This is a genomic window from Streptomyces roseifaciens, from assembly GCF_001445655.1.
Lineage (GTDB): Bacteria > Actinomycetota > Actinomycetes > Streptomycetales > Streptomycetaceae > Streptomyces > Streptomyces aureoversilis.
Map to the genome: position 1 here is coordinate 839,410 of NZ_LNBE01000002.1, position 17,290 is coordinate 856,699.

Annotated in this window: 3 pseudogenes; all 3 read left to right on the top strand. The window is 75.3% G+C overall.

Annotated features, from left to right (window positions below):
* Positions 1 to 31 precede the first annotated feature (31 nt).
* Positions 32 to 12,620 (top strand): annotated as a pseudogene (locus AS857_RS42525) (type I polyketide synthase); the annotation flags it as partial.
* Positions 12,621 to 12,953: 333 nt separating this feature from the next.
* Positions 12,954 to 13,355, top strand: a pseudogene (locus AS857_RS42530) (acyl carrier protein); the annotation flags it as partial.
* A 24-nt stretch (positions 13,356 to 13,379) separates the two neighbouring features.
* A pseudogene (locus AS857_RS05250) lies at positions 13,380 to 17,276 on the top strand (type I polyketide synthase); the annotation flags it as partial.
* Positions 17,277 to 17,290: the final 14 nt, after the last annotated feature.

Below are 17,290 nucleotides of genomic sequence, written 5' to 3' on the forward strand. Positions count from 1 at the left end.
GACGACCGAGCAGAAGCTCCGCGACTACCTCAAGCGGGTCACCACCGATCTGCAGCACACCCGCCGGCGCCTGCAGGAGACCGAGGCCCGGCACCGCGAGCCCATCGCCATCGTCGGCATGGCCTGCCGCTACCCCGGCGGGGTACGCGCCCCGGAGGACCTCTGGAAGCTGGTCGACGAGGGCCGGGACGCCGTGTCCGGCTTCCCGGCCGACCGCGGCTGGCCGGAGGACCTCTACGACCCGGACCCCGACCGGCCGGGAAAGTCCTACACCCGCGAGGGCGGCTTCCTGCACGACGCCGACCGCTTTGACGCCGACTTCTTCGGCGTGAACCCGCGCGAGGCCGCGGCCACCGACCCGCAGCAACGCCTGCTGCTCGAAGTCGCCTGGGAAACGCTGGAGCGCGCCGGAATCACCCCGGAGACCCTGCACGGCACCCGGACCGGGGTGTTCAGCGGAGTCATGTACGCCGACTACGGCGCGCGCGTGGCCCGGGCACCCGGGGACCTCGAAGGCTACGTGGTCGTGGGCAGCGCGGGCAGCGTGGTATCCGGACGGCTGGCCTACAGCTTCGGGCTCGAGGGGCCCGCGGTCACGGTGGACACCGCCTGCTCCTCGTCGCTGGTGGCCGTCCACCTGGCCGCCCAGGCGCTGCGGTCCGGGGAGTGCGAACTCGCCCTCGCCGGCGGGGTCACCGTCATGGCCACCCCGTCCACGTTCGTGGACTTCAGCCGGCAGCGCGCGCTGTCCGCGGACGGCCGGTGCAAGTCCTTCGCCAAGGCCGCCGACGGCACAGGCTGGGCCGAGGGGGCGGGCCTGCTGCTCCTGGAGCGGCTCTCCGACGCCGAGCGCAACGGGCACCAGGTGCTCGCCGTCGTGCGCGGCAGCGCGGTGAACCAGGACGGGCGCAGCAGCCAGCTGACCGCACCCAGCGGGCCCGCGCAGCAGCGGGTCATCAGCCAGGCGCTCCGCAACGCCGGGCTGTCGGCGGCCGACATCGACGTGGTGGAGGCGCACGGCACCGGCACCACCCTCGGCGACCCGGTCGAGGTGCAGGCCCTGGACGCCGTCTACGGCAAGCAGCGCCACCCCGGCGAGCCGTTGTACCTGGGCTCACTCAAGAGCAACATCGGCCACTCGCAGGCCGCGGCGGGCGTCGGCGCGATCATCAAGATGACCGAGGCGATGCGCCACGGAGAGCTGCCGCGCACGCTGCACGTCGACGAGCCCACTCCGCACATCGACTGGGACGACACCCCGCTGACCCTGCTGACCGAGGCCCGCCCGTGGCCGGAGACCGGCCGGCCGCGCCGGGCCGCGATCTCCTCGTTCGGCATCGGCGGCACCAACGCCCACCTCGTACTGGAGCAGCCGCCGGCACGGGAAGCGGCCGAGCCGACCGAGCCCGCCGAGCGGCCGGACGCCCGCGCCGTACCGCTGCTGGTGTCCGCCCGCAGCACGGAGGCGCTGCGGGCGCAGGCGGCCCGGCTCCGGGACTTCGCCGCCGGGCACCCGGAGCTCGAACCCGTCGACATCGCCCACGCGCTGGCCACCACCCGCACGGCCTTCGACCTGCGCGCCGCAGTCACCGCCACCGACCGGGACGACCTGCTGTCCGGTCTCGACGCCGTGGCCCGTGGCGAACACCCGGGGACGACCGCCTCGAGGGTGAAGGTGGCCTTCCTGTTTACCGGGCAGGGAAGCCAGCGCATCGGCATGGGCCGGGAGCTGTACGCGGCCCACCCCGTCTTCGCGGCGGCGTTCGACGCGGTGTGCGCGGAGCTGGACCGGGGTCTGGCCGGGCATGTGGAACAGCCGCTGCGCGACGTCGTGTTCGGGGCGGACGACGCCGGTCTGCTCGACCGGACGGTCTACGCACAGACGGCGCTGTTCGCGGTGGAGGTGGCACTCTTCCGGCTGCTTGAGTCGTGGGGCCTGCGCCCGGACCGGCTGGCGGGCCACTCCGTCGGCGAGCTGGTCGCGGCGCACGTCGCCGGAGTGCTGACCCTCGAGGACGCCTGCACCCTGGTGGCCGCGCGGGCTCGGCTGATGCAGGCCCTGCCCGCCGGCGGCGCCATGGTCGCCGTGCAGGCGGACGAGGAGGAGGTGCGCTCGGCGCTCGGCCGGCACGGCGGCCGGGTGGACGTCGCCGCGGTCAACGGCCCGGCATCGGTGGTGATCTCGGGGGACGAGGACGCCGTCCTGGCGGTGGCCGGATCGTTCGCCGCGCAGGGCCGCAAGACGCGCAGGCTGCGGACCAGCCACGCCTTCCACTCCTCGCACATGGACGGGATGCTGGAGGAGTTCCGACGGGTCGCCGGGGAACTGCCGCACGCGCGACCGGCCGTCCCCGTACTGTCGAACCTGACCGGTGAACCGCTGCCGGAGTTCTCCGGCGGGTACTGGGCCGACCACGTCCGGCGGACCGTGCGCTTCGCCGACACCGTCGAGCGGCTGTGGTCCGAGGGCGTGCGCTGCTTCGTCGAACTCGGTCCCGACGGAGTCCTCACCGCCATGGCCGCCGAGACCCTGGCCGCCGGGCAGGCCGGGACGGTGCCGGTGTTCGCCGCGGCGCTGCGCCGCGACCGGCCCGAGGCGGTGACCCTGATGGACGCGGTCGGCCGGAGCGCCGCCGCGGGAGCCGCGGTCGACTGGGACGCGCTGTTCGCAGGCCTGGCCCCGCGCCCCGCCGACCTGCCCACCTACCCGTTCCAGTACCAGCGGTACTGGTTCGACCCGGCCACGGACACCGCCGGGTCCGCCCCGGCCGCCACACCGGGGGACGAGTTCTGGAGCATGGTCTCCGCCCGGGACCTCGACGCGCTCGCGGGCGAGCTCTCCATCGACGACGCGGACCACCAGGCCGCGCTGGGCACCGTCCTGCCCACCCTGGCCGACTGGTGGGACCGGCTCGCCGCACGCTCCGCGGTGGACGGGTGGCGCTACCGGCCCGCCTGGCGACACGTCGACGCAGCCCCCTCCCCGGCGGGCGGCGACTGGCTGCTGGTGCTGCCCGAGGACCCCCGGGCCCGGGCGTGGGGCGACGCGCTCACCACCGCGCTGGGCGCCGGCGCCCGGTGCGTCACCGTCGACCCGGCCCGCACGAACCGGGACGCGCTGGCGGCGGAGCTGGCCGGGGCGATCGGCGCGGAGCCCCTCACCGGCGTCGTGTCCCTGCTGTCCCTGGTGACCACCCCGCACCCGCAGCACCCGGCCGTGCCCGGCGGGCTGGCCGCGACCATCGCCCTGGTACAGGCGCTGGAACAGCTCGGCACCCGGGTGCCGCTGTGGTGCGTCACGACGGGCGCGGTGTCCACCGGACCGGCAGACACGGTGACCGACCCCGCCGGTGCACTCGTGTGGGGCCTCGGCGCGATCGTCGCGGTGGAGTGCCCCGCCCTGTGGGGCGGCGTGCTCGACCTCCCGGCCGAGCCCGGCCCGGCCGTCCTCGACCACGTCCGCGCTGCCCTCGGCGGGGCGCACGGTGAGGCCGAACTGTGCGTGCGCCCCGCCGGGCTGACGGCCCGCCGGCTGGTGCCCGCCCGGGCTGGTGCCGCGGCCGCCCCCTCCTGGACCCCCTCGCCGGGCACGGTGCTGATCACCGGCGGCAGCGGTGCACTGGCCGCGCACACGGCGCGCTGGCTGGCCGAGCAGGGCGCCGAGCACCTGCTGCTGGTCAGCAGGCGCGGGCGGGAGGCCCCCGGCAGCGCCGGGCTGGAGCAGCAACTGACCGGCCTGGGCGCCCGGGTGACCTTCGTGGCCTGCGACGTGGCCGACCGCGCGGATCTGGCCCGGGTGCTGGACTCGGTACCGCCGCAGTTCCCGCTCACCGCCGTCGTGCACGCCGCGGCGGTACTGGACGACACGATGCTCGGCGGGCTGACCCCGGAACAGGTCGAGCGGGTGCTCCGGGTCAAGACCGGCGGCGCCCGCAACCTGGACGAGCTGACCCGCGACCACAACCTGTCCGCGTTCGTCTTGTTCTCCTCGGCCGCGGGCGTGTGCGGCCTGCCCGGCCAGGGCAACTACGCGCCAGGAAACGCCTTCCTCGACGCGCTGGCCGAGCACCGGCGGGGCCTCGGGCTGCCCGCCACCTCGATCGACTGGGGCCTGTGGGCGGGCACCGGCATCGCCGACGACCAGGCCGCCGCGCAGAGCGAGCGGTACGGGTTCCGGGGCATGCCGCCGGAGCTGGCGATCACCGCCCTGGGCACCGCGCTGGCCGGCGGGGACACCCAGGTCATGGTGTGCGACGCGGACTGGGACCGGCTCGCGGGCGGACGGGCGCACCCGCTGTTGTCCGAACTGGTCACGACGGCGGCGCCGGCCGAGGCGCACGCGGAACGGGTCCCGTTCGCCGAGCGGTTCGCTGGCCTCGCGGCTCCCGAACAGCAGCGGATGCTGGTCCGCCTGGTGCGCAAGCACGTCGCGGGCGCGCTCGGCCGGTCGTCCCCGCAGGCGGTCGACGCCGACCGCCGCTTCCGCGACCAGGGGTTCGACTCGCTCACCGCGGTCGACCTGCGCAACCGGCTCAGCGCCGAGGTCGGCGTGGCGCTGCCCGCCACGGTGGTCTTCGACCACCCCACCCCCACCGCGCTCGCCGCGTACCTGCGCGGCGCGCTGCTGCCCGGCGCGGACGACCCGGCCGGGGCCGTGGTCGCCGAGCTCGACCGGCTGGCCTCGGTACTGGCCGAGGCGGGCCGGGACGAGCGCACGCGGGCGACGGTGGACGACCGGCTGCGGGCGGTGGTGGCCGCCTGGGAGGCCACGGGCCGCGACACCGGCTCCGGCCTGGCGGACGCGCTGGTGGACGGGCTGGCCGACGCCTCCGACGACGAGCTCATCGACTTCATCGGCAACGAACTCGGCATCTCCTGACCGGGAAAGGCAAGACATGGACGACGACCAGATCAGGTACCTGCTCAAGCGGGTTTCCGCCGAGTTGCACGACACGAGGGGCAAGCTGCGCGAAGCCCGGGACCAGCAGCACGAGCCGATCGCCGTCGTCGGCATCGGATGCCACTTCCCCGGCGACGTCGACTCCGCCGAGGACCTGTGGCGGATGCTCGTCGACGGCCGCGACGCGGTGACGGAGTTCCCCACCGACCGCGGCTGGGACATCGAGCGGCTGTTCGATCCGACGGCGGAACGCTCCGGCACCACCTACACCCGCAACGGCGCCTTCCTGCGCGACCCCGGCCACTTCGACGCCGACTTCTTCGGCATCTCCCCGCGCGAGGCGCTGGCCGCCGACCCCCAGCACCGTCTGATGCTGGAGACCACGTGGGAGGCGTTCGAACACGCCGGGATCGACCCGAACGGGCTGCGCGGCAGCCGCACCGGGGTCTTCGTCGGCACCAACGGCAACGACTACCCCTCCACGGTCACCGCCCCGCCCCCGGACCTCGAGGGGTACCTGGCGATCGGCAACGCCGCCAGCGTCGGCTCCGGGCGGATCTCGTACAGCTTCGGCTTCGAAGGCCCCGCCGTGACCGTGGACACCGCCTGCTCGGCGTCGCTGGTGGCCCTGCACCTGGCGGTGCGCGCGCTGCGCTGGGGCGAGTGCGACCTGGCCGTGGCGGGCGGGGTCACGCTGATGTCCTCGCCGTCGATCTTCGTGGAGTTCTCCAAGCAGCGGGGACTGTCGCCGGACGGACGGTGCAAGGCCTTCGGGGCCGGGGCCGACGGCACCGGCTGGGCCGAGGGCGCGGGTGTCCTGCTGGTCGAGCGGCTCTCCGACGCCCGGCGGCTCGGCCACCGGGTCCTGGCCGTGGTGCGCGGCACCGCCATCAACCAGGACGGCGCCTCCAACGGGCTGACCGCGCCCAACGGCCCCGCCCAGCAGCGGGTCATCCGCCAGGCGCTGGCCGACGCCCGGCTGACCGGCGGCGACGTCGACGCCGTCGAGGCGCACGGCACCGGCACCGTCCTCGGCGACCCCATCGAGGCCCAGGCCCTGCTCGCCACCTACGGCCAGGACCGCCCGCAGGACCGGCCGCTGTGGCTCGGCTCGGTCAAGTCCAACCTGGGGCACACCCAGGCGGCGGCCGGCGTCGCCGGGCTGATCAAGATGGTGATGGCGCTGCGGCACGGCGTGCTGCCCAAGACCCTGCACGCCGACGCCCCCACACCGCACGTCGACTGGTCCAGCGGCGCGGTGCGGCTGCTCACCGACAACCGGCCGTGGGCGGGCGACGGTGCGCGACGCGCGGGCGTGTCCGCGTTCGGCGTCAGCGGCACCAACGCGCACGTCATCCTCGAGCAAGCGGACCCCGAGCAGGCCGATGCCGAACAGACCGGTGCCGGGCAGGAATCCGGGCCCGCAGCCGGTGCGCTCGGGCGCGAGGCGGTCGCCTGGACGGTGTCCGGCCACTCGCCCGAGGCGCTGGCGGCGCAGGCCGGGCGGCTGGCCTCGGCCCTGGCCGACGGCACTGCGGATCCGGCCGACGCCGCCCGGGTGCTGACCACACGCGCCGCCCTGCGGGAGCGGGCGGTCGTTGTCGGCGGCACACAGGAGGACCTGCTGAGCGGGCTGCGCGCGCTCGCCGCGGGCGAGCTGCCCGCGGACGTGGTCCGCGGCACCGCCACCCCCGGCCGCAAGACCGTGTTCGTCTTCCCCGGGCAGGGCTCGCAGTGGGCCGGGATGGCCGCCGGACTGCTCGACACCGCGCCGGTGTTCGCCGAGCACATCGCCGCGTGCGCAGAGGCACTCGCCCCGTTCGTCGACTGGTCGCTGCCGGACGTGCTGCGCGGCGCCGAGGGCGCCCCGTCGCTGGACCGGGTGGACGTCGTGCAGCCGGCGCTGTGGGCGGTCCTGGTGTCCCTGGCCGAGCTCTGGAAGTCCTGCGGGGTCCGGCCCGACGCGGTGATCGGCCACAGCCAGGGGGAGATCGCCGCCGCGTACGTGGCCGGGGCCCTGTCCCTGTCCGACGCCGCCCGCGTCGTGGCCCTGCGCAGCCGGGCGATCCTCGCCCTGCCCGACGGCGGGATGATGTCCGTGGCCCTGCCGGTGGCCGCGGCCGAGGAGCGGATCGCGCAGTGGCCGGACACGCTGTCGGTCGCCGCCGTGAACGGCCCGGCCAGCGTCGTGGTCTCCGGCGAACCCGCGGCGCTGGACGCGCTCGCCGAATCCTGCCGAGCCGACGGCGTGCAGACCCGGCGGCTCCCCGTCGACTACGCCTCGCACTCCGCCCAGGTCGAGCACATCCGCGAGCAGGTGCGCGACGCGCTGGCCGGCATCCTCCCGCAGGAGGGGTCCGTCCCGCTGCTGTCCACGGTGACCGCGGACTGGCTCGACACCACCGGCATGGACGCCGACTACTGGTACACCAACCTGCGCCGCCCCGTGCGCTTCGAGGAGGGCGTGCGCGCGCTCCTCGAAGCGGAGCACGACGTGTTCGTCGAGCTGAGCCCGCACCCGGTGCTCACGGCACACCTGCAGGACACCGCCGAGGACGCCGGAGCCGACGACGTCGCCGTGACCGGGACCCTGCGGCGCGACGAGGGCGGCTCCGGCCGGTTCCTGACCGCGCTGGCGCACGCCCACGTGCGGGGCGTCGAAGTGGACTGGCCGGCGGTCACCGGCGGGAGGCCCGCCTCCTGGGTCGACCTGCCCTCCTACGCCTTTCAGCGGCGCCGCTACTGGCTGCCGGACCTGCCCGGCGCACTGGCCGACGCGCCGGGCCTGGGACTGGGCGCCGCCGGGCACCCCATGCTGGGCGCCACGGTCCGGCTCGCTGACAGCGGCGGCCTGCTGTTCACCGGCCACATCTCGGAGCGGACCCACCCCTGGCTCGCCGACCACCGCGTGCTGGACCGCGTGCTGGTGCCGGGCACCGCGTTCGTGGAGTGGGCGATCCGCGCCGGCGACGAGGCCGACTGCGGCACACTCGACGAGCTGGTGATCGAGGCGCCCCTGGTGCTCACCAGCCGGTCCGGAGCGCAAGTCCAGGTCACCGTAGGCGAAGAGGACGGAACCGGGCGCCGGCCGATCGCCGTGCACTCGCAGACGGGCGGGGGCGAATGGACCCGGCACGCCGGCGGGTTCCTCCGCCGGGACGACGCCCCGGCTGCGGCCGCCGGAGGGGACTGGCCGCCCGCGGGCGCGACACCGGTCGGAACGGACACCCTCTACTCCGCACTCGCGGACCTCGGCCTCGACTATGGACCCGCGTTCCAGGGCGTGCGCGCCGCATGGCGGCGCGGGGGAGAGGTGTTCGCCGAAGTCGAGCTGCCCGAAGCGCAACGCCAGGACGCCGGGGCCTTCGGAGTGCACCCGGCCCTCCTGGACACCGCGTTCCACGCGTGGGCCCTGGGCGGGGGCGGCGAGCGGCGACTGCCCTTCTCCTGGAACGGCGTGCGGCTGCACGCGTCCGGCGCCACCGCCCTGCGGGTGCGCCTCGCCGAGACGGGCGGTGACGCGCTGTCGCTCACGGCCACCGACGAGGCGGGCGTCCCGGTGGTCACCGTCGAGTCCATGGTGACCCGCGCGGTCACACCGGATCAGCTGAACGCGGCGGGCGGCACGGCCCTCGCCCCGCTGCGGATGGACTGGGCCGACCTGCCCACCGGCGCGGAACCCGTCGCATCCGAGGCGTGGGACCTGGTCGAGGTCGGCCTGCCGGACGCCGGCGGACCGGACCTGCCCGAGGCCCTGCGCGCCACCACCCGGCAGGTGCTCCAGCACGTACAGGAGCAACTCGCCCGCCCCGCGGACACCGGTCCCCTCGTGCTGGTCACCACCGGCGCGATCGCGGCCGACGACGCGCAGGCTCCCTCCCTCGCCGCGGCCGCAGCGTGGGGGCTGGTGCGCTCGGCGCAGTCGGAGCAGCCTGGCCGGCTCGTACTGGCCGACGTGGACGGCACCGAGGAGTCCCGGCGCGCCTTGCCCGCAGCCGTCGCCTCGGCCCTCGCGGCGGGCGAGTCCCAGGTGGTGCTGCGCAACGGCGCGGCCACGGTGCCGCGGCTGGCGCGGACGGCGCCCGAACCGGAGCGCCCGGGCTGGTCGTTCGCCCCGGACGGGACCGTGCTGATCACCGGCGGCCTCGGGCTGCTCGGCCGGCTGCTGGCCGGGCACCTGGTCCGCGAGCACCGGGTACGGCACCTGGTGCTCGTCTCGCGGCGCGGGCCGGACGCGCCCGAGGCGGCGGACCTGGTGGACGAGCTGACGGCGGAGGGCGCACAAGCCACCGTCGTGGCCTGCGACGTGGCCGACCGCGAGGCCCTGGCAGGATTGCTGGCCGGGATCCCGGACGAGCACCCGCTCACCGCGGTCGTGCACGCGGCGGGCGCGCTCGACGACGGGCTGGTGGAGGCCATGACCCCGCAGCGCCTCGACGCGGTGTTCGGGCCGAAGGCCGACGCGGCCTGGCACCTGCACGAGCTGACGGCCGGGCTCGACCTGTCCGCTTTCATCCTGTTCTCCTCGGCCGCCGGTGTCCTCGGCACGGCCGGGCAGAGCAGCTACGCCGCCGCGAACGCCTTCCTGGACGCGCTGGCAGCGCACCGGCGCGCCCGGGGACTGGCGGCCACCTCGCTGGCCTGGGGCCTGTGGGCCGATGCCAGCGGCCTCACCGGACACCTGCGTGGCACGGACGTCGGCCGCATCGCCCGCCAGGGCGTCCGGCCGCTGCCCACGGAGGACGGACTCGCGCTGTTCGACGCGGCCGGCCGGCTCGACGACCCGCTTCTGATACCCCTGGCCGTCGACTCCTCCGGCACGGACGGGCCGGTCCCGCCGGTCCTGCGCGGGGTGCTGCGCTCCCGGCGCCCCGCCGCCCGCTCCCGCGCGGGGACGGCAGCGGGCCCGGCCGCCCGGTGGCGCAGACTGCCCGAGGCCGAGGTCGAGCGGGAAGTGCTCGACCTGGTGCGCACCGAGGCGGCGACCGTGCTCGGGCACGCGGACGGCGCGGGCATCGGCTCCGCCCGGCCCTTCAAGGAGCTCGGCGTCGACTCCCTGACCGCCGTGGAACTGCGCAACCGGCTGAACGCGGCCACCGGGCTGCGCCTGCCCGCCACAGTGATCTTCGACCACTCGACCCCGGAGGCGCTGGCCGCGCACTTGCGGGCCCGGCTCACCGGGGACCGCGCGGACACGCCCGCGGCCGCCGCGGTGACCGATGCCGGCGAGGCGATCGCCGTCGTGGGGATGGCCTGCCGCTACCCCGGCGGCGTCACCGACCCGGACCGGCTGTGGGAGCTGGTCGACAGCGGCACCGACGCGATCAGCGCCTGGCCGGCCAACCGCGGCTGGCCGACCGAGGCGCTGTACGACCCGGACCCCGACCGGCCGGGCAGGACGTACACCACGCAGGGCGGGTTCCTTCACGACGCGGACGAGTTCGACGCCGCGTTCTTCGGCATCAGCCCGCGTGAGGCCCTCGCCACCGATCCTCAGCAGCGGCTGCTGCTGGAGACGACCTGGGAGGCGCTGGAGCACGCGGGCATCCCGGCGGACACCCTGCGCGGCAGCCGCACCGGGGTCTTCACCGGCGTGATGTACAACGACTACGCGAGCAGGCTGCACGAGGTCCCCGGCGAGCTGGAGGGCTACCTGCCCAACGGCAGTGCCGCCAGCGTCGCCTCCGGGCGGATCAGCTACGTGTTCGGGTTCGAGGGGCCCGCGGTCTCGGTCGACACCGCCTGCTCCTCGTCGCTGGTGGCCATCCACCTGGCCGGGCAGGCGCTGCGCAACGGCGACTGCGACCTCGCCGTCGCGGGCGGGGCCACCGTGATGTCCTCGCCGGACGGCATGGTCGCCGCGTGCAGGCACCGCGCACTGTCCCCGGACGGCCGGGTGAAGGCGTTCGCCGCCGCGGCCGACGGCACCAGCTGGTCCGAAGGCGTCGGGCTGCTCCTGCTCGAGCGCCTCTCCGACGCCCGGCGCAACGGTCACTCGGTCCTCGCCGTCATCCGCGGCACCGCGATCAACAACGACGGCACGTCCAACGGGCTCACCGCACCCAGCGGGACGGCCCAGCAGCGCGTCATCCAGCAGGCGCTGGCCAACGCCTCGCTCCAGGCCGGTGACGTCGACGCCGTCGAAGCCCACGGCACCGGCACCCCCCTCGGTGACCCGATCGAGGCCAACGCCCTGTTGGCCACCTACGGCGCCGCCCGTACCCCGGACCGGCCGCTGTGGCTGGGGTCGCTCAAGTCCAACATCGGCCACACCCAGGCCGCGGCGGGCGTGGGCGGGGTGATCAAGATGGTGCAGGCCATCCGGCACGGTGTGCTGCCCCACACCCTCAACGTCGACGAGCCCACCCCGCACGTGGACTGGTCCGACGGAACGGTGCAGTTGCTCACCGAAGCGCGTCCTTGGCCTGCCGGCGACCGGCCGCGCCGGGCCGCCGTCTCCGCTTTCGGCATCAGTGGCACCAACGCCCACCTCATCCTCGAGCAGCCCCCCGCCACGGACACCCCGGCCGCAGGGGAGACCGACACTCCGCTGCCGTTCCCGGTCTCGGCCGCCTCTCCCGCCGCGCTCGGCGACCTGGCGGGCGACCTCGCCTCGTACGTCGCCGGCGACCCGGCGCTCGACCTGGCCTCCGTGGCCCACTCCCTGCTGCGGAACAGGGCCGCGCTCGACCACCGCGCAGTGGTCGTCGCGCGCGACCGCGCCGACCTGCTGGCGGGGCTCGCGGCGGTCGCGGACGGCGAGCCGGCCGACCACGTCGCACGGGGGCGGGCCGAGGGCGCGCCGAAGACCGTGTTCGTGTTTCCCGGCCAGGGCTCGCAGTGGCTCGGCATGGCCGCCGAACTGCTCGACACCGCACCGGTGTTCGCCGACCACGTCGCCGCGTGCGCCGAGGCGCTGGCCCCGTACGTGGACTGGTCGCTCCTCGACGTGCTCCGCGGCACCGAAGGCGCCGCCTCCCTGGACCGGGTCGACGTCGTCCAGCCCGCGCTGTGGGCGGTCAATGTCTCCTTGGCGGAGCTGTGGCGCTCCCACGGCGTGAGCCCCGACGCCGTCGTCGGCCACAGCCAGGGCGAGGTCGCCGCGGCGTACGTCGCCGGGGCGCTGTCGCTGGCGGAAGCCGCGAAGGTGGCGGCGCTGCGCAGCCGGGTGGCGCTCGAACTGGACGGCCACGGCGGGCTGCTGACCGTGGCGCTGCCGGTCGCCGACGCGGAGAAGGCCATCGCCCCCTGGGCGGGGGAGCTGTCCGTCGCCGCCGTCAACAGCCCGGTGAGCGTGGTCGTGTCCGGCACGTCCGACGCGCTGGACGAGCTGGCCGCCGCCCTCTCGGCCGAGGGCACGCGGAACCGGCGGGTGCCGGCGGCCTACGCCTCGCACTCGGCCCAGGTCGAGCGGATCCGGGAACCTCTCATGACCGCCCTGGCCGGTCTGCACCCGCGCAGCGCATCGGTGCCCCTGTTCTCGACGATGGTCGACGACTGGATCGACACCGCAGTCATGGACGCGGGCTACTGGTACGACAACCTGCGCGGGACCGTCCACTTCGAACAGGCGGTCCGGACCCTGGCCGAGCAGGGCCACACCGTGTTCGTCGAGGTGAGCGCGCACCCGGTGCTGGTGCCGAGCATGCTGGACACCTTCGAGGCGGGGACAGCCGGCGAGGTGACGGTCACCGAGACCCTCCGGCGCAAGGACGGCGGCCTGACCCGGTTCCGCACCTCGGCGGCGGCGCTCGCCGTGCGCGGGGTGCCGGTCGACTGGACCACGGCGTTCACTGGGACCGGGCCCCGGACTGTGCCGCTGCCGACCTACGCCTTCCAGCGGCAGCGCTACTGGCTGGACACCGACTCGTCCACCACCGTGGTGGCCTCCGGGCCGGGCGCGGCACCGGACGCCGTCCACGAGGAGCCGAACGCGCTGGCCGCACGGCTGTCGGCCATGCCCGAGCCGGAGCGCGCCGGAGCGGTGCTGGACGTGGTGCGCGCGCAGACCGCCGCGGTGCTGGGCCTGCCCGGCCCTGGCGAGGTGGACGCGGACACCCCCTTCAAGTCGCTGGGGTTCGAGTCGCTGAGCGCGATCGGCCTGCGCAACCGGCTCAACGCGATCAGCGGGCTGCGCCTGCCGACCACCCTGGCGTTCGACAACCCCACCCCGGCCGCGCTCGCCGCGTTCGTGCTGGCCCGCCTGGACCTGTCCGCGGCCCCGGCCGCCGAGTCCGCGCTGGCCACCGTCGAACAACTGGAGGCGATGCTCTCCGCAGTGGCCGTCGAGGATCCGGTGATGGTGCAGATCGGCCTGCGGCTGCAGGCCCTGGCCACCCGGTGGGGCGGATCCGGCGCCCCCGGCGGCACGTCGGACATCGACCTGGACCTCGACGCCGCAACCGACGAAGAGCTGTTCGAGCTGATGGATCACGGCCGGGACTCCGGTGAATGAGGACACATGACCACTGAAGAGAAGCTGCGGCAGTACCTGAAGCGCGCGCTCGCGGACAGCCGGCAGGCCCAGCGGCGCGTGGAGGAGCTGGAGTCGGCCCGGAGGGAGCCGATCGCCGTCGTGGGGATGGCCTGCCGCTACCCCGGCGGCGTCACCGACCCGGACCGGCTGTGGGAGCTGGTCGACAACGGCACCGACGCGATCAGCCCTTGGCCCACCAACCGGGGCTGGCCCACCGAGGACCTCTACGATCCGGACCCCGACACCCCGGGCACGACGTACACCACGCAGGGCGGGTTCCTGCACGACGCCGACGAGTTCGACGCCGCGTTCTTCGGCATCAGCCCACGTGAGGCCCTCGCCACCGATCCTCAGCAGCGGCTCCTGCTGGAGACGACCTGGGAGGCGTTGGAACACGCGGGCATCCCGGCGGACACGCTGCGCGGCAGCCGCACCGGGGTCTTCACCGGCCTCGCGGGCACGGACTACCACACCCGGGCGACCGAGGTGCCCGCCGAACTGGACGGCTACCTGGGGGTCTCCAACCTCAGCAGCGTCGCGTCCGGGCGGATCAGCTACGTGTTCGGGTTCGAGGGGCCCGCGGTCTCCTTCGACACCGCCTGCTCCTCGTCGCTGGTGGCCGTCCACCTCGCCGCACGAGCCCTCCGCGACGGCGAGTGCCGGCTTGCCGTCGCGGGCGGTGTGTCCGTGATGTCGTCACCCAGCGGGTTCGTGGAATTCTCCCGCCAGCGCGGCCTGGCTCCGGACGGCCGGGTGAAGGCGTTCGCCGCCGCGGCCGACGGCACCAGCTGGTCCGAAGGCGTCGGGCTGCTCCTGCTCGAGCGCCTCTCCGATGCGCAACGCAACAAGCACACGATCCACGCCGTCATCCGTGGGACCGCCATCAACAACGACGGCACGTCCAACGGGCTCACCGCACCCAACGGGACGGCCCAGCAGCGCGTCATCCAGCAGGCACTCGCCAACGCCGGGCTGTCCCCTGCCGACGTCGACGCCGTCGAAGCCCACGGCACCGGCACCCCTCTCGGCGATCCGATCGAGGCCAACGCCCTGCTGGCCACCTACGGCGCCGCCCGTACCCCGGACCGGCCCCTGTGGCTGGGGTCGCTCAAGTCCAACATCGGCCACGCGGCCGCCGCGGCGGGCGTGGGCGGGGTGATCAAGATGGTGCAGGCCATCCGGCACGGTGTGCTGCCCCGGACCCTCAACGTCGACGAGCCCACCCCGCACGTGGACTGGTCCGACGGAACGGTGCAGCTGCTCAGCGAGCCCCGGCCCTGGCCCGCCTGTGACCGGCCCCGCCGTGCCGCCGTCTCCGCTTTCGGCATCAGTGGCACCAACGCCCACCTCATCCTCGAACAGCCCCCCGCCACGGACACCCCGGCCGTCACCGAGGAAGCGGTGGCCCGCCCGTGGCTGCTCTCGGCGAAGTCGCCCGCCGCTCTGCGCGCCCAGGCGAACCGCCTGCGCCCGTCCGTGGCGGACGGCCCCCTGGCCGCCGCCGCGCACACCCTGGCCACCCGGCGGACCCACCTCGACCACCGGGCCGTCGTGATCGCCGGGACCCGGGAGGAGCTCGACGCAGGGCTCACGGCCCTGTCCGAGGGCCGGCCGACGGGCACCGTGCTCAGCGGCTCCGCGAAGCCGGGCGGCAAGCTGGCCTTCCTGTTCACCGGCCAGGGCAGCCAGCGCCCGGGAATGGGCCGGGAACTGCACGCGGCCTACCCGGTGTTCGCCGACGCCTTCGACACCGTATGCGCGGAACTGGACCAGCACCTTCCCGGACCGCCCCTGGCGGAGGTCGTGCTCTCTCCCGGCCACGGTGACGTGCTCGACCGGACGGAGTTCACCCAGCCGGCCCTGTTCGCGGTCGAGGTGGCGCTGTTCCGGCTGCTGGAGTCCTGGGGCCTGCGGCCGGACCTGGTGGCGGGCCATTCGATCGGCGAGCTGGCCGCCGCGCACGTGGCGGGGGTCCTCTCGCTGCCGGACGCGGCCGAGCTGGTGACGGCGCGGGGCGGGCTGATCCAGCGCCTGCCGTCCGGCGGGGCGATGGTCGCGCTGCAGGCCGGCGAACCGGAGGTCCGGGAGGCGCTGGCCGACGGGCCTGCGGGGGTGGGCATCGCGGCGGTCAACTCGCCGCGGTCGGTGGTCGTGTCCGGCGACGAGGAGCCGGTCCTGCGGCTCGCCGAGCGCTTCGCCGCGCTCGGCCGCCGCACCTCCCGCCTGAAGGTCGGTCACGCCTTCCACTCGCACCGGATGGACGGCATGCTCGCCGGGTTCCGCGAGGTGGCCGGGCGGATCGTCTTCGCCGCACCGGCCGTTCCGGTAGCCTCCGGCCTGACCGGGAAGGTCGTCACCGCCGAGGAGATCGGCAGCGCGGACTACTGGGTCGACCACGTCCGCGAGCCCGTCCGCTTCGCCGACGCGGTGCAGGCCCTGCACGAGGCCGGGGTCACCCGGTTCCTCGAAGTCGGCCCCGACGCCGTGCTGACCGGGATGGCCGGGGAAGTCCTTGAGACGGAGCCCGCGCTGCTGGCACCGGCCCTGCGCCGGGGCCGGCCCGAGGCGGCCACGCTGCTCGCGGCCGTGGCCGCGGCCCACGTCAGCGGCCTGACGGTCGACTGGGCCGCAGTGCTCGGCCACGAGGCACCGCCGGTCACGCTGCCGGGCTATGCCTTCCAGCGCCGCCGCTACTGGCTCGGCGGGGACGCCGCGCCCACACGGCCGGGCACCACCGCGGCGCCCGCCGGGCCCGCACGGGAGGTTGTTGCCGACGACGCCCCCGAGCCGGTGCGCGCCGCGGCACTGCTGGACCTGGTCGTCGACGAGAGCGCCGCCGTCCTCGGCCACGCGCCGGACGAACAGATCCACCCGGACACCGCGTTCGCCGAGCTGGGCATGGACTCGCTCAGCGCACTGCAACTGCGCAAGCGGCTGGCGGCCGGGACGGGGCTGTCCCTGCCGGGATCGCTGGTCATCGACCACCCCACTCCCCGGGCGCTGGCCGGCTTCCTGACCGCGGGCGTACGCGACCGGACGGCCGGCACCGCGGCACCGCCGGCGCAGGACGCGCTGGCGGCGGTCTACCTCAAGGTGTGCGCGGCGGACGCCTCGGCGGCGAACCAGGTGCTGGCCGCCTCGGCGGCGCTGCGCCCGCGGTTCACCGCACGCGAGCGGGCCGCACACGCCCAGGCGCCGGTGCGGCTGGCAACGGGCGGCAGCGACCTGGTGCTGGCGTGCTTCCCGGCGCTCACCGCACTGTCGGGCCCGCACGAGTACGCCCGGTTCGGCCCCGCCCTGAGCGGCCTGCACGACACCTTCGTCATCCCAGCGCCCGGGTACGGGGCGGGCGCCCCGGTGCCCGACTCGATGGATACCTTCGTACGGTTGCAGGCCGACGCGGTCACCGAACTGGCCGGTGACCGTGCTGTCGCGCTCGTCGGCCGGTCCCTCGGCGGGTGCGTGGCGCACGCCGTGGCCGAGGAGCTGGAGCGCCGCGGGCGCACTCCGGCGGGCCTGGTGATGGTCGACACCTATCCGGTGGACACCCCCGCGAACCCCGAGATGGACTGGTGGCTGCCCGCCCTGATGACCGGCATGCTGGGCATGGTCGACCGGTTCGACCTCGCGCTCGGGGAGGCGGGCCTGACCACGATGGGCGCCTACCTCACGGTCCTCGGCCCGTGGCGGCCGTCACCGGTGCGCACTCCCACCCTGCTGCTGCGGGCGCGGGACCCGCTGCCCGGCATGCCCGGGGACCGGGACTGGCGGGCCTCCTGGCCGCTGCCGCACCGCGCCGCGAACGTCGCCGGCGACCACTTCTCGGTGCTGGAGGACCACTCCGTGACCACGGCGGCCGCCGTGGTGGCGTGGCTCGACTCCCTCACCGGGCGCGGATGACGGCACACGCCGAA